Source organism: Corallococcus sp. M7 (genome assembly GCF_054512695.1).
Map to the genome: position 1 here is coordinate 8,884,716 of NZ_CM137252.1, position 22,058 is coordinate 8,906,773.

The 22,058-nt window shown below is 70.9% G+C and carries 17 protein-coding genes and 3 riboswitches; of the genes, 6 read left to right on the forward strand and 11 right to left on the reverse strand.

Annotated elements, in window-relative coordinates; translation table 11 throughout:
• Positions 1 to 125 precede the first annotated feature (125 nt).
• Positions 126 to 605 (forward strand): hypothetical protein, encoded by a 480-nt coding sequence (locus tag ACX114_RS35640; protein WP_459291813.1) that lies wholly within the window; start codon positions 126 to 128, stop codon positions 603 to 605.
• Positions 606 to 639: 34 nt separating this feature from the next.
• Here ACX114_RS35640 and ACX114_RS35645 read toward each other — a convergent pair whose 3' ends face one another.
• The 9 genes from ACX114_RS35645 to ACX114_RS35685 form a co-directional block, all read right to left on the reverse strand.
• Positions 640 to 4,221, reverse strand: a complete 3,582-nt coding sequence (locus tag ACX114_RS35645; RefSeq protein WP_459300363.1) for a serine/threonine-protein kinase — start codon at positions 4,219 to 4,221, stop codon at positions 640 to 642.
• A gap of 178 nt (positions 4,222 to 4,399) precedes the next feature.
• A complete protein-coding gene (locus ACX114_RS35650; protein WP_459300365.1) occupies positions 4,400 to 6,094 on the reverse strand; it encodes an FHA domain-containing protein in 1,695 nt (564 codons plus the stop codon).
• Positions 6,095 to 6,373: 279 nt separating this feature from the next.
• Positions 6,374 to 7,147, reverse strand: coding sequence for a cell surface protein (locus ACX114_RS35655; protein WP_459291815.1), 774 nt, complete (start codon positions 7,145 to 7,147; stop codon positions 6,374 to 6,376).
• A complete protein-coding gene (locus ACX114_RS35660) occupies positions 7,147 to 8,475 on the reverse strand; it encodes a hypothetical protein (protein ID WP_459291817.1) in 1,329 nt (442 codons plus the stop codon). Before ACX114_RS35660 ends, ACX114_RS35655 begins: the two co-directional genes overlap by 1 nt.
• A gap of 170 nt (positions 8,476 to 8,645) precedes the next feature.
• Positions 8,646 to 8,805: riboswitch (cobalamin riboswitch) on the reverse strand.
• A 19-nt stretch (positions 8,806 to 8,824) separates the two neighbouring features.
• A complete protein-coding gene (locus ACX114_RS35665) occupies positions 8,825 to 9,148 on the reverse strand; it encodes a DUF4177 domain-containing protein (protein WP_459291819.1) in 324 nt (107 codons plus the stop codon).
• A 144-nt stretch (positions 9,149 to 9,292) separates the two neighbouring features.
• A complete protein-coding gene (locus ACX114_RS35670; RefSeq protein WP_459291821.1) occupies positions 9,293 to 9,970 on the reverse strand; it encodes a cell surface protein in 678 nt (225 codons plus the stop codon).
• Between the two features lie 8 nt (positions 9,971 to 9,978).
• Entirely contained in the window at positions 9,979 to 11,433 is a 1,455-nt protein-coding gene (locus ACX114_RS35675; RefSeq protein ID WP_459291823.1) for a hypothetical protein, read from the reverse strand.
• Positions 11,434 to 11,589: 156 nt separating this feature from the next.
• Positions 11,590 to 11,813, reverse strand: a riboswitch (cobalamin riboswitch).
• A 41-nt stretch (positions 11,814 to 11,854) separates the two neighbouring features.
• Positions 11,855 to 13,462, reverse strand: a complete 1,608-nt coding sequence (locus ACX114_RS35680; RefSeq protein WP_459291825.1) for an MXAN_6577-like cysteine-rich protein — start codon at positions 13,460 to 13,462, stop codon at positions 11,855 to 11,857.
• Entirely contained in the window at positions 13,443 to 15,437 is a 1,995-nt protein-coding gene (locus tag ACX114_RS35685) for a TonB-dependent receptor plug domain-containing protein (protein ID WP_459291827.1), read from the reverse strand. The genes ACX114_RS35680 and ACX114_RS35685 overlap by 20 nt, the downstream gene beginning before the upstream one ends.
• A gap of 49 nt (positions 15,438 to 15,486) precedes the next feature.
• A riboswitch (cobalamin riboswitch) is annotated at positions 15,487 to 15,722 on the reverse strand.
• Positions 15,723 to 15,853: 131 nt separating this feature from the next.
• On the opposite strand from ACX114_RS35685, the gene ACX114_RS35690 reads away from it, so the two are divergent.
• Both ACX114_RS35690 and ACX114_RS35695 read left to right on the forward strand, forming a co-directional pair.
• The gene (locus ACX114_RS35690; protein ID WP_459291829.1) at positions 15,854 to 16,837 is read left to right on the forward strand and encodes an aldo/keto reductase; all 984 of its coding nucleotides are present in this window, start codon (positions 15,854 to 15,856) and stop codon (positions 16,835 to 16,837) included.
• 106 nt (positions 16,838 to 16,943) lie between these two features.
• Complete coding sequence (locus tag ACX114_RS35695; protein ID WP_459291831.1) at positions 16,944 to 17,936, forward strand: hypothetical protein; 993 nt, start codon at positions 16,944 to 16,946, stop codon at positions 17,934 to 17,936.
• A 38-nt stretch (positions 17,937 to 17,974) separates the two neighbouring features.
• Here the strand turns inward: ACX114_RS35695 and ACX114_RS35700 are convergent, their stop codons facing one another.
• Entirely contained in the window at positions 17,975 to 19,090 is a 1,116-nt protein-coding gene (locus ACX114_RS35700) for a PDDEXK nuclease domain-containing protein (protein ID WP_459291833.1), read from the reverse strand.
• A 468-nt stretch (positions 19,091 to 19,558) separates the two neighbouring features.
• Here ACX114_RS35700 and ACX114_RS35705 point away from each other — a divergent pair, with 468 nt between their 5' ends.
• Positions 19,559 to 19,804 carry a hypothetical protein gene (locus ACX114_RS35705; RefSeq protein ID WP_459300367.1) on the forward strand — a complete coding sequence of 82 codons (246 nt, stop codon included), beginning with the start codon at positions 19,559 to 19,561 and terminating at the stop codon, positions 19,802 to 19,804.
• Between the two features lie 35 nt (positions 19,805 to 19,839).
• Complete coding sequence (locus ACX114_RS35710; RefSeq protein WP_459300369.1) at positions 19,840 to 20,154, forward strand: ComEA family DNA-binding protein; 315 nt, start codon at positions 19,840 to 19,842, stop codon at positions 20,152 to 20,154.
• 87 nt (positions 20,155 to 20,241) lie between these two features.
• Here ACX114_RS35710 and ACX114_RS35715 read toward each other — a convergent pair whose 3' ends face one another.
• Positions 20,242 to 21,180: a hypothetical protein gene (locus ACX114_RS35715; protein ID WP_459291835.1), complete on the reverse strand. Its 939-nt coding sequence runs from the start codon at positions 21,178 to 21,180 to the stop codon at positions 20,242 to 20,244.
• A 315-nt stretch (positions 21,181 to 21,495) separates the two neighbouring features.
• Here ACX114_RS35715 and ACX114_RS35720 point away from each other — a divergent pair, with 315 nt between their 5' ends.
• On the forward strand, positions 21,496 to 22,029 hold the full coding sequence (locus ACX114_RS35720; protein ID WP_459300371.1) for a MarR family winged helix-turn-helix transcriptional regulator: 534 nt from the start codon (positions 21,496 to 21,498) through the stop codon (positions 22,027 to 22,029).
• Positions 22,030 to 22,058: the final 29 nt, after the last annotated feature.

Sequence of the window (22,058 nt, forward strand, 5' to 3'; positions counted from 1 at the left end):
ACGTCCCGGAGCCCGGCGGGCGGCCAGGCGGGCATCCGTCGGCGTGGGTGGGTGGCCCCACGGGACAGCGGCCCTAACTTCCCGGACGGACAGGCGCGGACATCCTCGCGCCCGAGGGGGAAATCATGACGGGCTTCAAGCGCGCGGTGGGACTGGGACTGCTGGTGGGCGGCGCTCTGGGAGGCTGGGGCTGCGGCAAGGAGTCGCCCCCGGACGAGACGCGAGGGTTCCAGGACCCCGTCCAGCTCCAGCACCGCTCCCGCGCGGAACCGGCCGGCGAAAGGGCGGGCAGCCCGCTGCGCGACACCTCCAGCGAGGAGGGCGGCGGCAAGCCCTACCACAGCGACAGCCGCGGCTCGCTGGGCGGCGGCACCGCGGCGCCCAACCGGATGGAGGGGAACACCGGCGCGGGCCAGCAGGTGGGCGGCAGCGGGGAGCTGGGCACGGGGCTCGCGGAGAGCTACCGGGGCACGGCGCCCACGGAGGGCACCGGCGGCTCCGGGCTCGACGCGGGCACGGGAGGCTCCGGGAGCACGGACGCGGGCACGGGAGGCTCCGGCCGCGACGCGGGCATGGAGATGCTGGACGCGGGCACGCGGCGTTGAGGCACGCCCCTGACGAGGGCGTCCTCGCGGGCGCCTAGTAGTCCTGGCGGCGCTTCACGTTCTTCAGCTGTTCGTGCAGGTCCTTCACCTGCTTGAGGGTCGGCGTCTCACTGCCGCCCACGATGAAGTCGTCCGCCAGCTTGTCGAAGAGGGTGCACTGCATCGACATGGCCTCGCAGCCATGGTTGTTCTTGAGCGTCCGGAAGAGCGTCTTCGTCTGCGCCCATTCCTTCTCCAGCTCCGGGGGGAGGGTGCTCTCCTTCGCGGGAGCACGGGCTGGCGCGGGGCGCTTGCCGGGGCGCGCCGGCGCCGCCTTCTTCGCCGCGGGAGCGGGGGCGACAGCGCTTTCCGTCGGCGAACCCGGACCGAGCAGGTCGTCCGCCAGCGCGTTGGCGTCCGTCGCATCCGACTCGGTGGGGGCCTGCGCGGCCTCGGCGGACGGCGGCGTGGCGGTGGGCTCCACGGCCGCGTTCTGGACGGGAGGCGTGTCCGTCTCCGCGGCAGGCGCGGGCGGACGGCCCTGGGGGCGCCCGGGCGGCATGGGGATCTGCTGCACCGGGGTGGGCGGAGGCGGCGTCGACGTCCGCGACTGCTCCAGGCCCGCGGCCACGCGCAGCTCGGGGACGAAGTAGAGCCCCGCGCCGACGATGGACAGCGCGACGACCATCAGCAGCATGAACACCAGCGCGGAGCGCAGCGCCCCACCCTTGCGGACCGGCGCGGGCTCGCGGCGTGAGGCACGCGGCGGCTCCGCGGGCTCCGGCCGCACCGGCATGGCCTTGCGCCGGGTCGAGTCGTCGCGCGACGTGCGCGAGGTGGACGACTCGTCCGGCTCTACGGCGGGCGCGGGGGCGCGGGTAACGGCGCGCATGCTCGACGCGGTGCTGGAGCGCGGGGGCGGCGTGCTCGGGGACGAACCGCGCACGGCGCGCCGGGACCCCGTTTTTCCCCGGGCCGGAGCGGTGGGGCCGGTGTCGGCCTCACGCTTGCCGGTGGACGAGGAGGTCTCGCGCAGCAGCGACTCGTCCAGCATCACGCGGGCCTGGGGCTCCTCGCGGCGCGAGCCCCGGGGCATGGGGATGCGCGGGTGCGTGTCCGCGTCGCCCTCGCGCGCGGCCGGGGCGTCGTCCGGATCCGCGGAGATGTACGGCACGCTGGAGTCCGCCTCCAGGGCGCGGGCATCCACCGAGACCAGGTCCTCCGACGGCCGCGTGTCCTGCATCGTGGGCCGGGGAACCGGGCCCGAATCGAGCGGCTCGGAGTCCCGCGCGTCCTCTTCGGCTTCGAAGGAGCGCGAGGCGCCGGATTGGATGGAGGGAACCTGGATGGTGGGCGCCGCGTACGACGGCAGCGGCACCGGCGCCGGCGCCGGCCGGCTGCCATTCGACGGCGTCGTCACGCCGGGGCGCGAGGACGACAGGGACGGCATCGCGGCGGTGGGGCGCTGGCCTTCCGGGATGCGGGCCTCCACGGCACGCGCAGGCTCGGCGGCGCGGGGCGCATCAAAGCCGCGGGACGGCTCCGAGGCCCGCGGCGAATCGAAGCCACGCGACGGCTCGGAAGCGCGGGGCGAATCGAAGCCCCGCAACGACTCCGAAGCCCGCGGCGAATCGAAGCCCCGCGACGACTCCGGCGCGCGCACCGGCTCGTAGGTCGGCAGGGGCTCCGAGGCGCGAGCCGCATCGAACGCGGACGGCGGCGCGGGACGGCTGCCGTTCGACGGCGTCGTGACGCCAGGCCGCGCCGACGACAGGGACGGCATCGCGGCGGTGGGGCGCTGGCCTTCCGGGATGCGCACCTCCGCGGCGCGAAGCTCGGCGCCCGCGGAGCGGCCCCCTTCGGGGATGGGCGCTGGCCACGGATACGGGCTCTCGGGGAGCTCCTCGTCATCCGCGAACGGGCCGTCCGGCGGAGGCGGCGGCTCCATGAACGGCAGCGACTCCCCCGCCGATTCGAACCGCTCCGCCCCGGAGTCGAAGACAGGCATTGGCGGAGGCGCCACCGGCCGCGACGCATCCACCGGCACGAAGGGCACGGGCCCATCCGCGGGCCGCGCGGCGGGAACCGGCGCCATCGGCGGAGGCGGCACGCCCCGTGGGCCCACCGAATCAGAGAAGGGCAGCGAAGCCCCCCGCCCTCCCGCGTCCGCGAACGGCCGCGACACCGGCACGTCCGGCACCGGAGGCGCGCCACGCGACGGCAGCCCGGGATCCGCGTACGGCAGCGACGTGGCGCGCGGCGCGGTGGGCTCGTGCGACTCGGAGGCCGGCAGCGCGTCCGCGCGGGGCGCGGTGGGCTCGCCGAGCGCCGGGGCCTGCTGCTCCTCCACGGCGCGGTCCGAGGGCAACCGGATGGCGGGCAGGCCCTCGAGGATGGTGGGCCGGTCCATCGCGTCCTGGCGGACCTCCACCGTGGGCGACGGCTCCGACGACGCGGGGCTGGGCCGCATCTTCGCGCGGGCCGCCTCCTCCAGCGCCTCCACCGGGAACGCGGGGCGCGTGGACTCATCCACCACCACGCCGGGGCGCGTCTCACCGTCGTCGCGCGCGCCGCCGCCGTCCTCGCGGCTCCGGGGCGTGGGGTGGAAGGACAGCGGCTCCACCGGACCATCCAGGCGGATGGTCTTGGGCGGCAGCGTGGCCGCCTGCATCGTCGGGCGCGGCGCGGGCCCCAGCGATTCGTACGTGCCGCTGGCGCGCGCGTCGCGCGACACCTCCCGCAGGGACGTCAGCAGGCGGCGCTCGGACTGGTAGTCCGCGGAGAACAGGTCGCGCATGAACTTGCTGACGCTCTCCGGGCCCGCGCTGGTGTCGATCTCCATCAGGCACGCCTGCAGGCGCCCCCGGAAGTCCTCCGCGTTCTGGAAGCGCTGGGCCGGCTCCACCGCCAGCGCCTTCGCCACCAACTGCGACACCGCCGGCGGCGTCAGCGGCTCCACCTCACTGAGCGGCGCCACCTTCGGGTTCGCCACCGCGGACATCAGTTCGCCCGGCGGCAGCGCGTCGAAGGGGTTCTTGCCGGAGATGAGCTCGTAGAGGCACAGGCCCACCGCGTACAGGTCGCTGCGGCGGTCCACCGGCTGGTGCCGGGCCTGCTCGGGCGACATGTAGAGGAACTTGCCCAGGATGATGCTGGGGTTCGTCTTCGCCGCCGACAGCCGGCTCTTGGCCAGGCCGAAGTCGATGACCTTCACCTCCCCCTCGTAGGAGATGAGGATGTTCTGCGGCGAGATGTCCCGGTGGACGAGCTTCAGCTCCTTCTCTTCCTCGTCCCGCTTGCGGTGCGCGTACGCCAGCGCGTCCAGCACCCGGCCCATCACGTACAGCACGAAGGTGAGCGGCAGCGGCGTCTGCCTGTCCCTCACGCGCGCGGCCACCTTGCGCAGGTCCTTGCCGTCCACGTACTCGAGGGCCATGTAGGCCTCGCCCTCGTGCACGCCCATGTCCAGCACCTGCGCGATGGAGCCATGCCCCAGCCGCACCAGCGTGCGCGCCTCACCGACGAAGCGGTCGACGAAGTCCTGGTCCTCCGCGAACTGCGGGAGGATCTTCTTGATGACGCACAGCTTCTCGAAGCCCTGCGCGCCCTCCAGGCGGGCGAGGTAGATCTCCCCCATGCCGCCGGTGGCCAGGTGCGACAGGAGCGTGTACCGGCCGAAGGGCTGCGGCCGGAAGGGACGCAATCGGGCGGGCTGGGTCGAAGAGTTCATGCGGTGCGGGGGTCCACCACGGAAACCGCATTGAACCCCGGGCAGGGGGCCCGCTTCAACCCGTCAACCGGCCGCGCCGGCCGCCTCACCGGATACCGGGGTTGGTCAGCATGCCCATGTCCTCTTCAATCACCTCGAAAACCGCGACCTTGTCGCGGGGGGGCCGCACCACCCGCTCGCCCAGGGGCATCACGTCGAAGCGGGCCCCGGTGGCCGCCAGCAGCTTGCCGGTCATCAGCACCTGGCCGGGCGCCGCGGTGGAGGCCAGCCAGCCCGCCACCCCCATGCCCTCCCCCACGGCGCTGTACTCCGTGCGGGCCTCGGTGCCGATCATCCCCACCAGCGCCTTGGTGGAGTGCAGCGCGATCCGCAGGTCGCACCGCTCGTCCTGGGGCCTGCGGGCCATGCCCCGCTCCCAGTCCGCGCGCAGGGCCAGCGCCGCGCGCACCGCGCGCACCGCGTCGTCGCCCTTGGCGTAGGGCACGCCGAAGAGCGCGCGCATGGACTCGCCCATGAAGCCTTCGACGGTGGCCTCGAAGCTGAAGACGATGCCGCTCATGCGCGCGTGGAAGTCGTTGAGCAGCTGCGTGGCCCGCGCCGCGCCCAGCCGGCTGATCACCGCGCCGAAGTCCGCCAGCTCCGCGTGCAGCACGGTGAGGTTCTTCTCCTCCAGGCCCGGCAGCTTGCCGCCCGTGCGCTGGGCCTCGGCGGCGCGGCGCTCGGCCACCTCCGGCGAGTGGTAGCGCTCCAGGTTGCGCCGCATCCGGTCCGTGCTGGAGCCGTCGCGCACGGCGAAGCGCTGCACGCCGCTGGCCACCAGGTGGGCCACCGCGGTGCACGCATCCAGCATCAGCTCCAGGCTGGTGTCGCCCCCGCCGGGCACGTTGACGTAGAGCACGCCCGCGAAGGGCGGCTCGGTGCCGATGGGGATGCACAGCACCCGGTCCACGCCGTACATGATGACGCTCTCGCGTCCGGCGAAGCGGCGGTCGTCCTTCACGTCGCCCACCGCGATCGCGCGGCCCTGGCGGATGGCCTCGTCCACGATGGCGTCCGACACGGGCACTTCGCCCTTCGCCAGCCGTCCCCGGTGGCGCACCGCCGCGGGCACCAGCGGCCCGGTCGCGTGCTTGAGCAGCACCACCGCCGTGGTGGCGTCGGTGCGCTCCAGGAGCCGGTCCATCGCGGACTCCAGGAACGCGGTCAGCGTGCGCGCGGTGGCCAGCGCCTCAGCGGCGTGCACCAGCAGCACCAGCGTCTCGTACGACACGCGCGGGCTGGCGACGGCGGAGCCCGCGGGCACGGGCGAGGGGCCGGAGAACGCATCGTCGAACGGCAGCGGCCCCACGTTGTCCAACAGGCGCAGCACGTCCGCGTCCTTGACGTTCTTGGCCAGCAGCACGGAGGGGCCCACGTCCGTGCCGTGCCCGAAGCGCACGACGCCGCCCGCGCCCAGGTCCATCATCTCCGTGGCGGCGTTCTCCACCGTGTGCGGCTGGCGCACCGCCAGGGTGTTCTCCCCCAGCGCCACGGTGTCGCCCGCGTTCAGGTGCTTGCTGCCCTGGAGCGGCGAGCCGTTGACCCGGCTGCCGTTGCGGCTGCCCAGGTCCTCGATGCGCAGCACGTCACCTTCGACGTAGAGCCGCGCGTGCCGGCGCGACACCAGGTCGCCGCCCAGCACGATGTCGTTCTCGTCCGCACGGCCGAGGCTGGTGACGCCCTCCGGCAGGTCGTACGACGTGTCGAAGTAGCCGGGCCCGTTGATGATGATCTGCCACATCGGGCGCAAGACATTACACGACCTCCCAATCTTCCGAGAGTCCGAGACGCTTTCCCGTGGAAGACGGGCGTCCAGCCGAGGCCCCGGCAGCCCTCCCGCGTCGCGTCATACCCGGGGGCCCCACCCCGATGCCGGGGTCGGAGTTCACCTGGGGCGGTGGATGAAGCGGAAGTCACCCACGCGCAGCGTGCGGAATGCGGTCGGACGCCGGGACGCGGGGCCCCGGAAGCCCCCACCCGCCTCCGCGTCTTCCGGGAGGCAGGCGGGGCGCATGCGTGCTCAGGGCACGCCGCCGTCGGGGAGCTGGCCGTTCACCACCGACAGCGCATCCAGGTCGAAGCCGCCGGAGGTGCCGGCGTAGCTGTTGAGCCCCGTGTCGGTGAGGCGCACGAAGCGGGCGCGTTGGAGGCCCACGTCCGCCAGGTCGAAGCCGTCCCCGCCCGCCACGGCCGGGTCGGTGGGGGACACGCCGTTGTCCGGAGCCGAGTGCACCGGGTGCGTGCCGGCACAGCCCGGGTAGCCGCCGTCCTTGTCGGTGGCGTCGCACGGGAAGTCGAGCCAGGTGACGCCGTCGTCGCTGACGGACACCTGGGCCGTCTCCGTGAAGATGTCGCCGCCGAACTTCTGGAAGGCGTTCTCGAACACGAGCAGGTCCACGCCCGGGCCATCCACCGCGAACAGGTCGGTGAACTCCAGGGTGATGGAGCCGCCCCGCCCCAGCGACAGCACGTCGAGCGAGCCGGTGTTCTGTCCCGCCCCCACCGGAGGCCCGAGCACGATGTCCGGGAAGCGGTCCTGCCCGAAGCCGGCCGAGTCGCCGAACGCGTACGCCGTCACGCGGTCCGCGAACGGATCCACCGGCCGCGAGCCCGCGTCGACACCGGCATCGGCGTCCGTTCCGGCATCGGCCTCCGTGCCTGCATCGGGGACACCGGCATCCGCCTGGGTGCCGGCATCCACGATGTCCTCCCCCGGAAGCGGACCGGGCTCGGAGTCGCCCGTGCACGCGCCCAGGGCCAGCAGCGCGCCGAGCGCGAGCAGCGGGCGCTTCATCACTGGCCCTGCCGGATGCGCACGAGGCGGCGGCCGTTGACGTCCTTCACGCCCACGAGCAGGTCCGAGCCCAGCGACGACAGCAGGTCCACGGTCGTGCACGCGTCCGCGGCGTTGAGCACCGCCGTGCGCGTGCCCACGCTGATGGGCTGGCCGCCGCCCAGGCCGGGCGTGAGCGAGAAGCGCGACACGTCCGTGACGCCGAAGCCGGTGGCGCCGTAGGCACCGCGCACCACCGCCACGCCGTTGCCGAAGCTGGCGGCGGCGTTGAAGTTGGAGCCCACGTCCACCTTGGGCTCGTTCACGAGCACCACCGGCGTGCGATTGGCCAGCGCCTCGCCCAGCTTGGTGTTGGACACGGCGTAGGCCACGTTCACGTACGTGTCCGCCTCCGAGTAGCCGAACACCGCAATGCCGTTGTCCGCGACGGCGGTGAAGCCGCTGGCGCCCACCTGCGCCGGGAAGTCCGCCACCTTCACGGCGACGTAGGGCTTGGCGGAGGTCACCAGCGCGTAGACGCCCAGGCCGCCCGCCACCGTGTCCAGGCCTCCACCGTTGATGAAGAACGCGTCCGTGGTGCCCGCGGCGGAGTAGTTGTCCGGCGCGTCGAGATAGGTCGTCGCGTCGCGCTTGGACGGATCCACCACCGCGACGGAGCCCGGGGCGGGGAAGCCGCTCTTCGTGTAGCCCGCGAGCAGTCGCGAGCCGTCATGGGCCAGGTAGTAGGACGCGAACGTGGAGGTGGGGTTGGCGCGATCCGCGGGCGCGATGATCGTGTCGACCGCCGAGTCCCCCAGCATCACGTCCGGCCAGGTGCCCAGCGGGAAGACGTCACGGCCGGTGGCCGTCTCCAGCACCGCGAAGAGCGAGTACGTGGGACCGGGCGTGGACACCACCGCGCGAACGTCCGTGGACAGCTCCGCGGACTCCCCGACGCTGAAGCCCGCCTGGAGCTGGAGCGTGCCCAGCACCTGCTCGCGAGGCAGCGGGGCGCAGGCGACCGTGCCGCCATCCGTGCCCGCGTCCGTGCCGGTGCCACCGTCTGTCTCCGTGCCCGCGTCCGTGCCGGTGCCCGCGTCGACGTCCGTGCCCGCGTCCGTGCCGGTCCCCGCGTCGTCCTCTTCGATGTCGACGACGACCTGGGTGCACTTCTCCTCGACGCAGGCCCAGGACTGGCCCGCCGGGGCCGCGCCCTTGTCGCGGCAGTCGAAGGCGTCCACGCACTCATCGTCGCCGCAGCCCGTGCCGCCTAGCACCACCGCCAGCAGGGCGCCCATCAGCGCCGCGCGCTGGCCCTTCGTGCCCATCCGCTTCATGTCGGTCCGCATCGCGTCCTCGCTCCTGGCCTTCCCGCACCAAAGGCGGAAGGCATTGCCCTGGCGGGAGGCTTGCGCGGACGGAAGGAACCGGGCCTCCAGGCGCGCGTCGCACCCTGGAGGCCTGCCTTCGCCGTCAGCTCCCCGCGGAGGTTCCGGTCTGTCGCCGGGCCCTCCGTGGGGAGGACGCCGGGTCTTCGCCAGGTCTTCGGACTCGCTGAAACGGTGTTCGTGCGAACGCTGTTCCTGCTTACCGCTGCGGGGCAGTCCCGGACTCGCACCGGGTTCCCTGGAAGCCCTCACGCCCCATGGCGTGAAGGCATCGATGACGGGGCGGGACTATGGCGACCCAGAGGCAAAGTCAATGCGCCGCGGGTTCAGCGCGTCGCTCGCGCATCAGCACGTAGCGCCGCGTGCTGCCGTCCACGACGACGGTGGACACCACGCGCCAGCCCTCCGCCCCCAGGCGCTGGAGCTCCGCGAGATCCTCGTCCGGACCCTCGCGCTTGACGAAGGTGTACTCGTACGCCGGCGGAGGCGCGGGCGGCGGCGGAGGCACCTCCTTCGGTGGCGCGGCCCGCGTGCGGGACGTCTGCGCCCAGACCTCCGAGGGCACGAGGACTGTAGCGGCCGCGCCGAGCAGGACGCCCAGCAGCACGACGAGTGAGGCGGAACGACGTTTCATGGATGCACATCCGGGGGAGGGACAACGGGCATCTAATGCCGCCACCCCCACCCCGGAAGCCTCTCCCGGCTCGGACTCGCCGTATGGGCGCGCGAGACCGCCGGGACCGTCCGCTGGAGAACGGCTCCGGCGCTCGCGGCGCGACTACGGCAACTGCACGCCGTTCACCACCGCGACGGCATCCAGGTCGAAGCCGCCGCTGGTGCCCGCGTAGCCGTTGGCGCCCGAATCGCGGATGCGCACGAAGCGGGCACGGGTGAGGCCCACGTCCGCCAGGTCGAAGCCGTCCCCGCCCGCCACGGCCGGGTCGGTGGCCGGGATGCCATTGGAGGGATGCGAGTACACGGGCGTGACGCCCGCGCAGCCCGGGTAGTTGTTCGCCACGTCGGAGGACGCGCAGGGGAACTCGTGCCAGGTGACGCCGTCGTCGCTGACGGCCACCACGCCCGTCTCCGCGAACGGCTTGCCGCTGGGCTTGATGAACGCGTTCTCGAAGACGAGCAGGTCCACGCCCGGCCCATCCGTGACGGCGATGTCCGTGAACTCCAGCACGATGACGCCGGTGCGCCCGAGCGACAGCACGTCCAGCGAGCCCGACGACGCGCCATCCCCCCGCGGAGCACCCAGCACGATGCCCGGCAGCTGGCCCTGACCGAACCCGGCGCCCGAGCCCGGAGTGAACGACACGATGCGGTCCGCGAACGGATCCCCCACCAGCGGCTGGCCCTGGAGGGAGCCCTGCCAGTCCTCGCCGCCGCACGCCACGGAGAGGAGCGCGGTGAAGCCCAGCGCGAATGACTTCGGAAGAAGGGTCTTCTTCATGGGCGTGCTCACGGAGCCTGCTGGATGCGGACCAGGCGCGCGCCGTTCTTGTCATCGACGCCGACGAGCAGGTCCGAACCGATGGCGGTCAGGCCGGTCACGCGCGTGCACTGATCCCCGTAGACGAGGACCGGCTGACGGGCGCCAACGGTCACGGACTCACCGGCCTCCGTCACGGTGAAGGCGAAGCGCGAGACGTCCGTGCCCGCGAAGTTGTAGTCGGGCGGGACGTAGTCGCCGCGGAGCACCGACACGCCCTCGCCATGCCCCGAGGCGGCGACGAAGTTGGAGCCCACGTCGAGGAAGGGCGCATCCGCCACGACGAACGGAGTGCCGGACCTGAGCGCTTCGGTGATGGCGGCCGGGGCCACCGCGCGGCCCTCGTTGAGGAAGGTGTCGTCGGAGAAGTAGCCAATCATCGCGACGCCGTTGGTGGACACGGCGGTGAAGCCGCTGCCGCCCGTCTCCGGCGGGAGCGTGCCCACCTTCAGCGAGGTGAACGGCGAGTTGTCCGTCTTCAGCGCGTAGACGGCCAGACCGGCCGACACCGTGTCGAGCCCGCCGCCGTTGATGAGGAACGCGCCCGGCACGACGCCCGCGGAGAAGTTGCTCGGCGCGGAGACGTAGGTGGAGCTGGCGGGCGAGGAGACGTCATACACGCCCACGGAGCCCGGGAAGCCCCCGCCGGACTTCGTGTAGCCGGTGAGGACGCGCTGGCCATCCGTCTCCACGAAGGGGCTGAGGAAGAGCGACGCGGAGGGGCCCCGGTCGGCGGGAGCGGCCACGTCGAACAGCGGCGCCGCGCCCAGCGACACCTGCGGCCACGTGCCCAGCGAGTACAGCGCATGCGGGCCGCTGTAGCCGTCCGATACCACCGTGTAGAGCGAGTACGTGGGACCGGGCGTCACGCCCACCGGACCCGCGGCCGTGGGAAGCGATGCGGCCTCACCCGCCACGAAGCCCGTCTGGAGCTGGAGCGTGCCCAGCTTCGGGTCGTAGGTCGCGACCTCGCACGGATCCGAGCCCGCGTCGGTGTCCGTTCCTGCATCCGTCTCCGAGCCAGCATCCGTCTCCGTGCCGGCGTCGGTGGTCGTACCGGCGTCGGTGCTGGTGCCTGCGTCTGTCTCCGTACCGGCATCACCACCAGTCCCCGCATCCGTGTTCGTGCCCGCGTCCGTGGTCGTACCGGCGTCGGTGCTCGCACCCGCATCCGTGCTCGTGCCCGCGTCCGTACCAGCGTCGGTGCTCGTGCCGGCATCCGGCACGGGGACGGACGTCAGCTCGCACTTGCTCTCGACGCAGGTGTAGCGCTGTCCCGCGGGGGCGCCGCCCTGGTCGCGGCAGTCGAAGTCATCGACGCACTCATCGCCGCAGCCCGTGCTGGTCAGCGCCATCGCGAGGGTCGTCAGCACCCACGCGAAGCCCTGGAGTCCCCGCCCCGTCATCATCCGCTCTGTCTTCATCCGCGACTGCTCCCTTGCATCGCCCCCACGGGCGAGGTGAATCCAAGGGGCATGGACGGAGAGCGGACCGCGCACGAGGGACACGTCAGGACACGACACGCCGCGCGAGCGGAAGACCTCCGTCACCTCCCCTCGGAGGCTCCGGTCTGGCCATGCCCGGAGGCATGGGTCGTGGCAGGTCTTCGGACTCACAGGCGCGGGAGGCCCTCATCGGGTCACCCACCTACTGGCCGTCGCTTCCCAGCCCCCTGAAGGGCCAGTGCTTGCGAGGACGGCGTTCGTTCCTGATCACCGCTGCGGGGCAGTCCCGGATTCACACCGGGTTCCCTTTAAACGCCGCACCGTGCGGATGCGGCGTACCAACGACGGGCGCTGGAGTATGGCGGACGACAGGGCTTGTCAATACAAGCAGGCCAAAGCCTCACGGCACCGCGACGATGTCGATGGCATTGGAGATGCCGCGACGAGGGTCCACCGGACACGCATCCAGCGCCGGGCCCATCGCTTGCGGCGTGGAGTTGCCGCGCCGCTCGACGAACTGGCCGTCACGCACCTCCACCACGAACACGCGGCCCGCGTTCACGTCCGTGACGTACACGGCATTGCCCACCACCGCGAGCCGGCCGCCCACCGCGAGGGCGCAGCCATTCTCCGGCCCGCCGGTGCAGCCCGGAGACAGCGCATACGACGCCACGGGCTTGTCATCCTTCACCAGCACCAGCCCCGTGGCCCGCACCGCCTTGGCCTGGTAACCGCCCGCCGTGTCGAACACCGCTTCGCCCAGGCAGCTCACCACCAACTGGTCGCCCACCGCCTGCACGTCGCCCGCGTTGAGGCAGTCCTTCGCGCCCAGGTCGATGGCCCGCACCCCACCATCCGCCGGGTCGATGCGCGCGAGCATCCCAGGCCCGTTGGGCAGATAGTCATTCGCGGGGTTGAGATTGGTGAGCGCCACGTACACGCCCGCGTCCACGGACACCGCCGCATAAGGAAGCGCCATCGTCATCCCGCCGTCGAAGGACTTCAGGTCCAGGCCGGTGAGCGAAACGGTGTCCACGAGCCGTGGCTTCTCCGGGTCGCTCACGCTGACGCGAGCCACGGCGTTGCCCTGCTTGAAGTCGGAGCCGGCCGTGCCGAACAGCGGGATGTAGAACGTGTCGCCGCGCTTCGCGATGACCTGCGGGCTGGTGTTCGCGCCCAGGTTCACCTGCCCCACCGTGCGCAGTCCCAGCCCGCCGCCCTGCGCGCTCCCTTCCCTCTTGAGCACCTGGAGCGTGTTGTTCACCGAGTCGAGGACATACACATACGGAGGGTCCACGAGGATGTCATTGGGCGAAGCCGCCACCGCGCCCAGCGAGTCCTCCTCCGCCACCGTCCCCAGCGCGCCCGCCGGAGCCTGTGACAGCACCGAGCGCGCCGCGTCCGCCGCCAGCACCACGCCATCCCAGGCCGCGAGCGCCTGCACTCCCGAGCCGAACTGCCGCCGGGGCCCCATCCGGTCCGTCCCCGCCTGGATGCCGACCAACTGCCCGTTGGTGTAGCAGGCCGTCACCACGTCATACATGCACCGGCCCGAGTGGCAGGACTGCACGTCCGGGCACACCGCGCCGCAAGCGCCACAGTTGAGCGGATCATTCGCCAGCACGACGCAGCTGTCTCCGCACCGCTCGGCACCGGCGGAGCATCCCTCGCGGCAGGTGCCGGACTCACAGACCTGGCCGGACGGACACGCGGCGCCGCAAGCGCCACAGTTCAGCGGGTCGCTCGCGAGCGCGACGCACGCGTCACCACACGTCTCCGTGCCCGGCTGGCATCCGCACACGCCCGCCTGACACGTCTCCCCTGCCCCGCACGCGGTGCCACACGCGCCGCAGTTCGACGGGTCGCCCTGGAGGTCCACGCACTCGGCGCCGCAGACGCTCAGGCCAGACGTGCACAGGACCTTCTCCTCCGGGCAGCCGGTGAGGAGCGCCGCCGCCAGGGCCGACAGCAGCAGCGCGAGCCGAGCATCAGGGTGGGGACGCGACATGGGAGTCCTCGGAGGGGGAAGGGTCGAGCGCCACGGAGAGCGTCACGTAGGCGGCGCGGCCGGGCAGCGGCATGCCGGTGTAATCGGCGGTCCGCGCATCGAGCAGGTTCTTCACGTCGAACGACACGGTGAGGTCCGGCCGGTGCAGGAAGGTGCTGGAGGCCCCCACGCTCACCCAGGTGCGCGAAGGCAGCGACAGCCGTGCTTCGCCCACGCGGTTGATCAACTGCGAGGACTGGACCAGAACTTCGGTGCGGCCGTTGAGCCAGTCCGGTCCCACGCGCAGCCGGCCCACCCACTTGTGGCGAGGGCGATACGGCAGATCCTTGCCGAAGTAACGAGGGTCGCCGTAGCGGTTCTGCGTGCGGGTCCACGCATAGCTGCTGGTGGCGGTGAGCCACGCGCGAGGCCGGGCCTCCAGCTCCACCTCCGCGCCCCACACGCGAGCGGCGGCGAAGTTGTAGGGCTTGGCGAGATTGGGCGGATACAGCTCGTAGGCGATGAGGTTCTCGTACACCGCCGCGAAGCCGCCCGCGGTGACGCTCCAGATGTCGTCGCGCCACAGGGCCGCGGCGTCCACGGACAGGGCGCGCTCGGGCTTGAGCTCCGGGTTGGGCAGCAGCAGGCCCTGACGGATGTAGAGCTCCAGGAACGACGGTGCGCGGTGGGACTGGCCCGCGTTGGCGCGCACGCCGAAGCCGTGGCCCAGGTCCACGCTCGCGCCCAGCTTGGGAGACAGGAGCGAGTAGTCCCCCACCCGCTCCACGCGCACTGAGGGCACCAGCTTCAGGCGTTCGGAGAACAGGGACAGTTCATCCATGGCCATGACGCTCGCGCGCCACCACGACGCGGCCTGCCCGCCCACGGCCTGCGTGACGGACTCCGACGACCCGGCCAGCGTGACGGCGAGCGCGTTGCGTCCCAGCACCGCGCGCCCCTCCACCTCCACCCCGCCCACGGTGTAGTGCTGCGCACCGGAGTCCACGCCGGTGGTGCCACCCGTGACGTCCAGCCAGTCGCGACGGAAGAAGCCGCGAGCACTGCCCTCCCCCGTGTCACCGAAGGGCCGTGCCCAGCGAGCGCCCAGCGACAGTCGCGTCTGGTCCTGACGGCGGGACACGGTGGGGTTCTGCACGGTGCCCGCGAGCGCACGGTCCTCCAGCGACAGCTCCGCGAGCACATCCACGCGTCCGCCGCCGTCCAGGCCATGCCGGTACTTCAGGAGCGCGCCGCCGCCGCGAGCGTCATTGCGCGTGCGCACCTCCTGCGTGAGCGGGTTGTCGTCCAGCGCGGGCAGCTCGTCGACGCGGTAGCTGAAGTCGCCCTGGGAACGGCCGCCATGCAGCAGCACCAGTGCCTGCCCTTCGAGCAGCGCGCCCGACGCGGCGACGTGGGCCATCACGGTGTCGAAGCTGCCGTAGGTGACCTCACCGCTGGAGAGCAGCCGCGACGAAGGCGCACGCGTGACGAGGTTCACCGCGCCGCCCAGCCCCCCCGCACCGTAGCGGGCACCGGCCGCGCCACGGAGGATCTCCATCCGCTCCAGCAGCGCGACGGGGATGAGCGACAGGTCCGCGACTCCACCCGCGCCGTTGAGCGGGATGCCATCCAGGAACACGAGCACGCCATTGGACGACGCGCCGCGAACCACCAGGCTCTTGCTCTGTCCGTATCCGCCGGAGTCCTGCACGACGAGGCTCGCGGATCCGCCGAGCAGCTCCGCGGTGTCGCGCGCTTCACCCGCGCGCTCGCGAGCATCGATGACGGTAATGGCGCCGGTGGGGTCGCGGCGTTGAGCGGAGTCGACGGGAGCTTCGGGGACTTCCTTGCCGATGACCTCCACGGTGGGGAGGACGAACTCAGGAAGCGGCGTCTCGCTGGCCTCGGGCGCAGGTGTTTCCTGCCCGGCCCGGGCCTGTCCCTGGAAGCTGAGCACCAGACCGGCGACGGTCCGGGCGAGAAGCGAGCGCCACATGCTCCGCCTTCCGCTCCCTCCGTCGAAGAGAGAAGGCCTCACGGCAGCACCGCTGCCGCACCCCTGGGCAGGTCTCCTGGCTGACAGGCTCCAGACGTGGGCGCACGCTGCACCCTTCTGGAAGGAACCCTCCACCTTCCCTTCGCGGAACGCGAAAGTGGTGACAGCCGAGGCTTCCGGCCCTGGACCTCAGGGCAACCCGTTCACAGTGGCGGGACCGCGCCGGACTCGCACCGGCTTCCCTCTTGAAGGCCCGGCATGGGCACCCAAGGGCCCGGCACTTCTAGGAGGTCACCCCCAGCCCGTCAAGGCACGGGGCCTCTTCATCGCCTTGACAAACGGAACAACGTTCCGCATACGTGCGGGCATACCGGAACAATGTTCCGGATAATCCAACCGCAGGAGGAGAGGAAGCCATGCCCCCGACCCACCGCACGACGCAGCTCGGTACGACAGGCCCGCGGGTGTTTCCCATCGCACTCGGCTGCATGAGCATGTCCGGAGCGTACGGGCCGTCCGACGAGACGGAGAGCATCGCGACCCTCCGCGAGGCGATCGAGCGAGGGGTGACGCTGCTGGACACGGCTGACTTCTACGCCAGCGGTCACAACGAGCTGCTCATCCGCCGAGCCATCGAGGGTCAGCGAGACAAGGTGCGGCTCTCGGTGAAGTTCGGGGCCATGAGGGGACCGGACGGGGCACCCGTGGGCTTCGATGGGCGCCCCGCAGCGGTGAAGAACTTCATCACGTACAGCTTGCAGCGGCTCGGCGTCGACCACATCGACATCTATCGCCCCGCGCGGCTGGACCCGAACGTGCCGATTGAAGACACGGTGGGAGCCATCGCTGACCTGGTGAAGGGCGGCTACGTGCGAAGCATCGGGCTCTCCGAGGTGGGCGCCGAGACGATCCGCCGCGCGGCGAAGGTGCACCCGTTGAGCGACCTCCAGATTGAGTACTCGCTCATCACGCGCGAGCCGGAGAAGACCCTCTTCCCCACGCTCACCGAGCTGGGCATGAGCGCGACGCTGTACGGCGTGCTCTCCCGCGGACTGCTGACGGGCGCGAAGGTGGAAGGAGCCCGCGTGCACTACCCGCGCTTCGCTGGCGAAGCGGACCAGCGCAACGCAGCGGCCGTCGCGCGCTTCCACGCATACGCCGCGGAGCGCGGGATGACGCCCGCGCAGCTCTCCGTGGCGTGGGTGCTCGCGAAGCAACCGGCGTTCGTACCCGTCGTCGGTGCACGCACGCGCAAGCAACTGCTCGACGTGCTCGGCGCGCTGGAGAAGCCCCTGTCGCCCGAAGACGTGGCCGCCGTCGAGGCGATCCTTCCGAAGGAGGCGATCGCCGGCACGCGCTACCCCGAGCAGCAGATGAAGCTGCTCGACAGCGAGCGCTGAGACTCACTCCGTCTAATGCCTGGTGGCGGAGCGATGTCCCAATCCCACGGACGCAGGTGTCCAATGGGACATGAACACAGACGCCTGGAGATGGAGCGCTGTGGGGATGTCCCTCGTGGGAATGGGCATGCTCGCTCCCACGCCAGCGCGCGCCTGCATCGCGCCTGACTGCGAGCAAGGAGTGCGCTTCCCGCTCCCCGAGGACGGAGGCGTGGTGCCCGCGAACGTCCCCGGGCTGGTGGCGATACCGCCGCGTCAGGAGAGCGTGGATCCGTCCACCCTCCGGCTGCTGCTACCGGATGGAACTCCAGTATCCGCGACCGTCACGGCGGGCGCGCACGAGACACAGGTCCTGGTCCCGGACGCGCCGCTGGAGCCGGGCACCCCGTACCGCATCGAGGCCAAGGGGGCCTGTGAGCGCCAGGGGCCCCAGACCCGGTCCGTGACGTTCACCGCCGGCCCAGCGCGGCCCCTGCCCACGACCCTCGGCACCCTGACAGCCGACACGCCAATCCGGGGTTCCTTCAATGTGTACGGGGACTGGATATGCAGTGAAGGGATGGAGCAGGGGGAATCGACCACGCTGCGCTTCACACCGTCACCGGAGCTGGTGCCGTTCCTTCCGTGGGTGCATTGGACGGTGGAGGTGGACGGCAAGCCCTGGAGGTACGCGACGCACGGCGTGCTGAACTCCACGGGTGAGGACAACGCCGAGTGGCATCGCTCCGACAACGTCTGGCGATTGCTCTTCCTCTACACGGTCTGCGTCTCCAGGAGCTGCTCGGGGCAGCCACCGAGCGACAGCCTCCTGCCGGGCCGGCACCGGGCCACGCTCACGGCGACGCTGGAGCACGCGAACCTCACGCTTCCCTCCGCGAGCGTGGACTTCGAGCTGAGCTGCCCGACGAAGGGCGCGCTCGCGGAAGGCCACCCGCGGGCCCAATGCGCGGACGGAGGGACCGTGGACAAGGATCCGCGCCATGAGCCAGGCGACTCCAAGAAGGGCTGCACCCAGGCTGGAGGAGGACTGACGGTACTGGGCCTGCTCGCCACGCTCCGGCTCTGGAACGGTTGGAGTTCACGCCGCGCGAAGCGCTGAGCCCGGAACGGGAAGGTGAGCTTGCCCGACGAATCCCGTCAACGCGCTGCCCGTGTGGCCCGGAGCCGTCGCTTCCGGCCTTGGGGCTTGCGCTTCGGCCCCCCAATCGTCGCGGCCCTCCTTCCCGAAGCGACGTCCACGTCGGCTCCTGCACTGATTTCGAGCCTCGCACGCGCGGACGCAATCGCACGGTGGAGACGCTCTTGGAGGACCTCACGCGGAGGCAGCTCCGTCAGGTACTCAGCGACATGGATTCCGCGCGCGTCGAGGTCGAGGTACTCGACCGTCTCGCGCTTCTTGCCAGCGCACAGGATGATGCCGAGAGGAGCCTGCTCGGCAGGTTGGCGTTCGTGTCGATCGAGCCACCGCAGGTAGAGCTCCATCTGACCGGAGTCCGAGGGCTTGAAGTCGCCGATCTTGAGCTCGATGGCGACGAGCCTTTGCATGCGCCGATGGAAGAAGAGCAGGTCGAGGTAGTAATCGTCGCCGTCGAGCGTGATGCGCTTCTGTCGCTCGACAAAGGCGAAGCCCACGCCAAGCTCGAGGAGGAAGCGCTCGATCTCGCGGAGGATGGCCGACTCGAGATCCTTCTCGCTATAGGTGTCGGAGAGCTCGAGGAAATCGAGCATGTACGGGTCCTGGAACACGAGCGCTGGAGTGAGTTCGCCCTGCTCGTGCAGCGCCGTGAGCTCACCACGAATGAGTTCCTCCGGCTTCTTGGAGAGCGCCGTGCGCTCGAAGAGCATGCTGTCGATCTTCTGGGCCAGCGTCCGCGTCGACCAGCCCTCGACCCGGCACATCTCCGCGTAGAACGTACGCTTCAGCTCGTCCTCGATGTAGATGAGCTGCTTGAAATGGCTCCAGGACAATTGTCTCCGCAGTGCGGAGACAATCTCTGGAGAAGGGAAAGCCTCGGCGAAGCGGACCATGTGCCGGAGTGATTTCTCGCCGAAGCCACGCCCGTAGCGTGCCTCCAATTGTCGCCCCACCGCGGAGACAATCTGACCACCGTATTCCGCACGCTGCCCACCCGTCACCTGGGTAAGGACGCGATGTCCGAGTTGCCAGTACAGCGTCGTGAGCGCGGCGTTCGCGGTGACCGCGACCTGCTGACGAGCCACCTCGATCATGGAACTCAGGTCGTGGACGAGCATGGAGACCTCCTGTTCGCCGGGAGCATCAACAAGCAGCTTACGCAAGCGTACCGACGAGCCCTGGTGTGCCATCGTCGCTGGCGATTTCCCAGCTCGGCTTGAGGTCGCACCCGTCATTTCCGGGACGCGGCTCACTACTCTCTCTATGGGATTCTTGCGCCTGCTCACGGCTCCAACGCCATGCAGCACCGGTGCCGCCGGACCAGCCCCACTGCCTGAGGCGAACCCGGAAGCACGGTGCGTGCTCAACAAGCCCCGACTCTCACCGAGCAAGACACCCACTGGAGCATCCGCGCCCATCCCCGCGCGTGGACGCCGCGCGCACCGCCGCACGGTGCACTGACACGACTTCAGAGGAGCACGCCGCTGGCACGCGGGCTGCTCAAGCCCGGACGCGACCTCAGGCGGTCGAGCCAGCGAGGTGCCCGGGCCGTGGTGGCGCGGGATTCTGAAGGGGGAAGCGTGTCGATGCTGATGGCGGGGAAGCGGTTGGCGGTGTTCTCCATCCGCGAGGGCAAGGGCGGGAGCATCTGGGTGCGCGCGGGCAGCGCGTTCGTCAACAAGGACGGTTCGCTCAACGTCCTGCTGGACGTGCTGCCCCTGGACGGGAAGCTGCACGTGCGCGAGGCGGCGGAGAAGCGCGACACGGCGGCCGGCAGCCGCTTCGGGGGCGGCGAGCCTTCGCTGGAGTCGGGCGTGGGGGGCCACTCGTGAAGTGGGCCTGGGCGTGGGTGTTGGGCTGCGTGCTGATGGGGCCGGGGCGTGCGGATGCCGCCAGCCCGCGCATGCAATACGTGGGGGTGGTCAACCTGAACGAAGCCACGGCGGCGGAGCTGGATCTGCTGCCGGGCGTGGGTGAGAAGGCGGCGCAGCGCATCCTCGAGCACCGCAAGAAGCGGCCCTTCGGTCGCGTCGAGGAGCTGGTCCGGGTCAAGGGCTTCGGAAAGAAGAAGTTCCTCAAGCTGAGGGCCCACCTGGCCCTCACCGGCCCCACGACGCTCAAGAAGGAGCAGGTCCCCGCCTCCGCATCGCCGGGAAAGGAGGCAGGCGCGACGAACCCATGAAAACCATTGGATGAGTCAGGCTCAGGAGGGCCGTCATTCCCAGGACCCGGCATGCCCCGGGGATGGCGGCCCTTCTTTCCAGTCCGCTCAGTGGTCCATCAGCTTGCTGAGGTTCATGTACGTGCACCGGAAGTAGATGAAGAAGATCAGCACGAGCAGCAGCACCAGCTGGAAGTTCTGCACCACGAAGCCGGAGATGCCCACGGCCCCCGTGCGCCGGTTCCACGTGAACGAGGCGGCATCCATCTCCTGCTTGAAGGCCAGCTGCTTGATCTTCGAGGAGCCCTCAATAGTCAGCGGCTCCGCCTCCACCTTCTTCTTCGTCGGAATCACCGAGGACGGGAGCGCCATCGTGCCCCCGAGCGGGTACTGGCCCGCGAACGGGTCCATGCCCTCCACCACCGTGGACAGCCGGGGGATCTCCAATTTGGCGTGGTACTTCAGCCCGCCCGCGATCTTGATGTCCGCCAGGTGCACCTCGATGCGGTCGACGTACTCCTCGTAGACCACCGAGTAGTTGACCTTCAGCGACCCGTCGATGGGAAGCCACGCCTTCTTGGACTTGAGGACCAACCCGACCGCCACCTTCGCGGTGCAGGCCCGGATGGGGTCCGTCGGCTTCCACTTGCGCGCGGTCCCGTTCAGGTCCTCCACCGTGTTCCACATCTCGAACGGCCCATGCTCCACCCCCATCAGCGCGCCCTGGATGTCGCCGAACGCGTTGTTCGCGGCGTCCATCATCAAGCCGTGCAGCCCCTCGCGCTTCGGACGCTTGTAGTTGTAGCTGAGCGCCGCGTTGCACTTGGTCTTCACGTCCACGAAGGACTTGAGCAGGTCCGTCACCCACCCCGTCGGGAAGTACCGGCCCAGGTACTCGCGCGCCAGGTACTTGCCCAGCTCCTCCAGCTTGATGCTGACCTTGGCCCCGCCCCCGTTGGTGGTGACCGAAATCTTCGTCCCGAAGAGCTCCAGGGGAATCGTGGCGCTCGGCGAGCGGATGACGCGACCGTCAGGCAGGACCAACATGGCGGACTCCAGGCCTCCAGGAACCGGGCGGCCCCAATCCCCGGGCCACCGGACAGCCAGGAAAACACGGAGGGTCTCCCAGGGACCAGGACCCATCACGCCTGGGCGCCCCCGCGTCATCCGCCCGCGTCATCGCCGCCTCCCAAGGCCTCCAGCCGGGCGGCCCCGTCCGCCTGAGAGCACCCCTTCCGGATTTTGCTGGAACGCCCAGGCCGACGCGCTAGGACACGGCCACCTTTGGAACACAACGGAAAGACAGGGAGGCCGGAGGTGAGGGAGGATGCGCCCATGAAGGACACACAAGCCCCGGAGTCGATGGCAGGCCCGGAGGGCAGCAGGTCCCGGGGTTCGCAGCAGCATCAGCAGCAGCTGGGTGAGGTGCTGGAGTTCATGCGCCTCCTGTGGGCCGTGGACCATGGCCTGCAGTCCACGTCCAAGCGGATGGAGTCCACGCTGGGGCTCACCGGCCCGCAGCGGCTGGTCATCCGGCTCGTGGGCCGCTTCCCGGGCATCACCGCTGGCACGCTCGCCAACATCCTCCACGTGCACCCCAGCACGCTCACCGGCGTGCTCAAGCGCCTGGAGAAGCGCGGCCTGCTGGAGCGCAAGTCGGATCCGCTCGACGGCCGCAAGGCGCTCTTCGCGCTGACGGACTCCGGCCGCGCGCTGGACATCCCGTCCGAGGGCACCGTCGAATCCGCCGTGCAGCGCGTGCTCGCCCGCCTGCCCCGCGACCGCATCGTCTTCACCCAGGAGGTGCTCAAGGCGCTCGCCGAGGAGCTGGGCGGCCTCTCCGCGCCCCTGGAGGACGCGGCTCCCTCCCGCCCCACCCCTCCCGCCGAAGGCTGAGCGCGCCCCCCTGCCCTCCCACCGTCCCC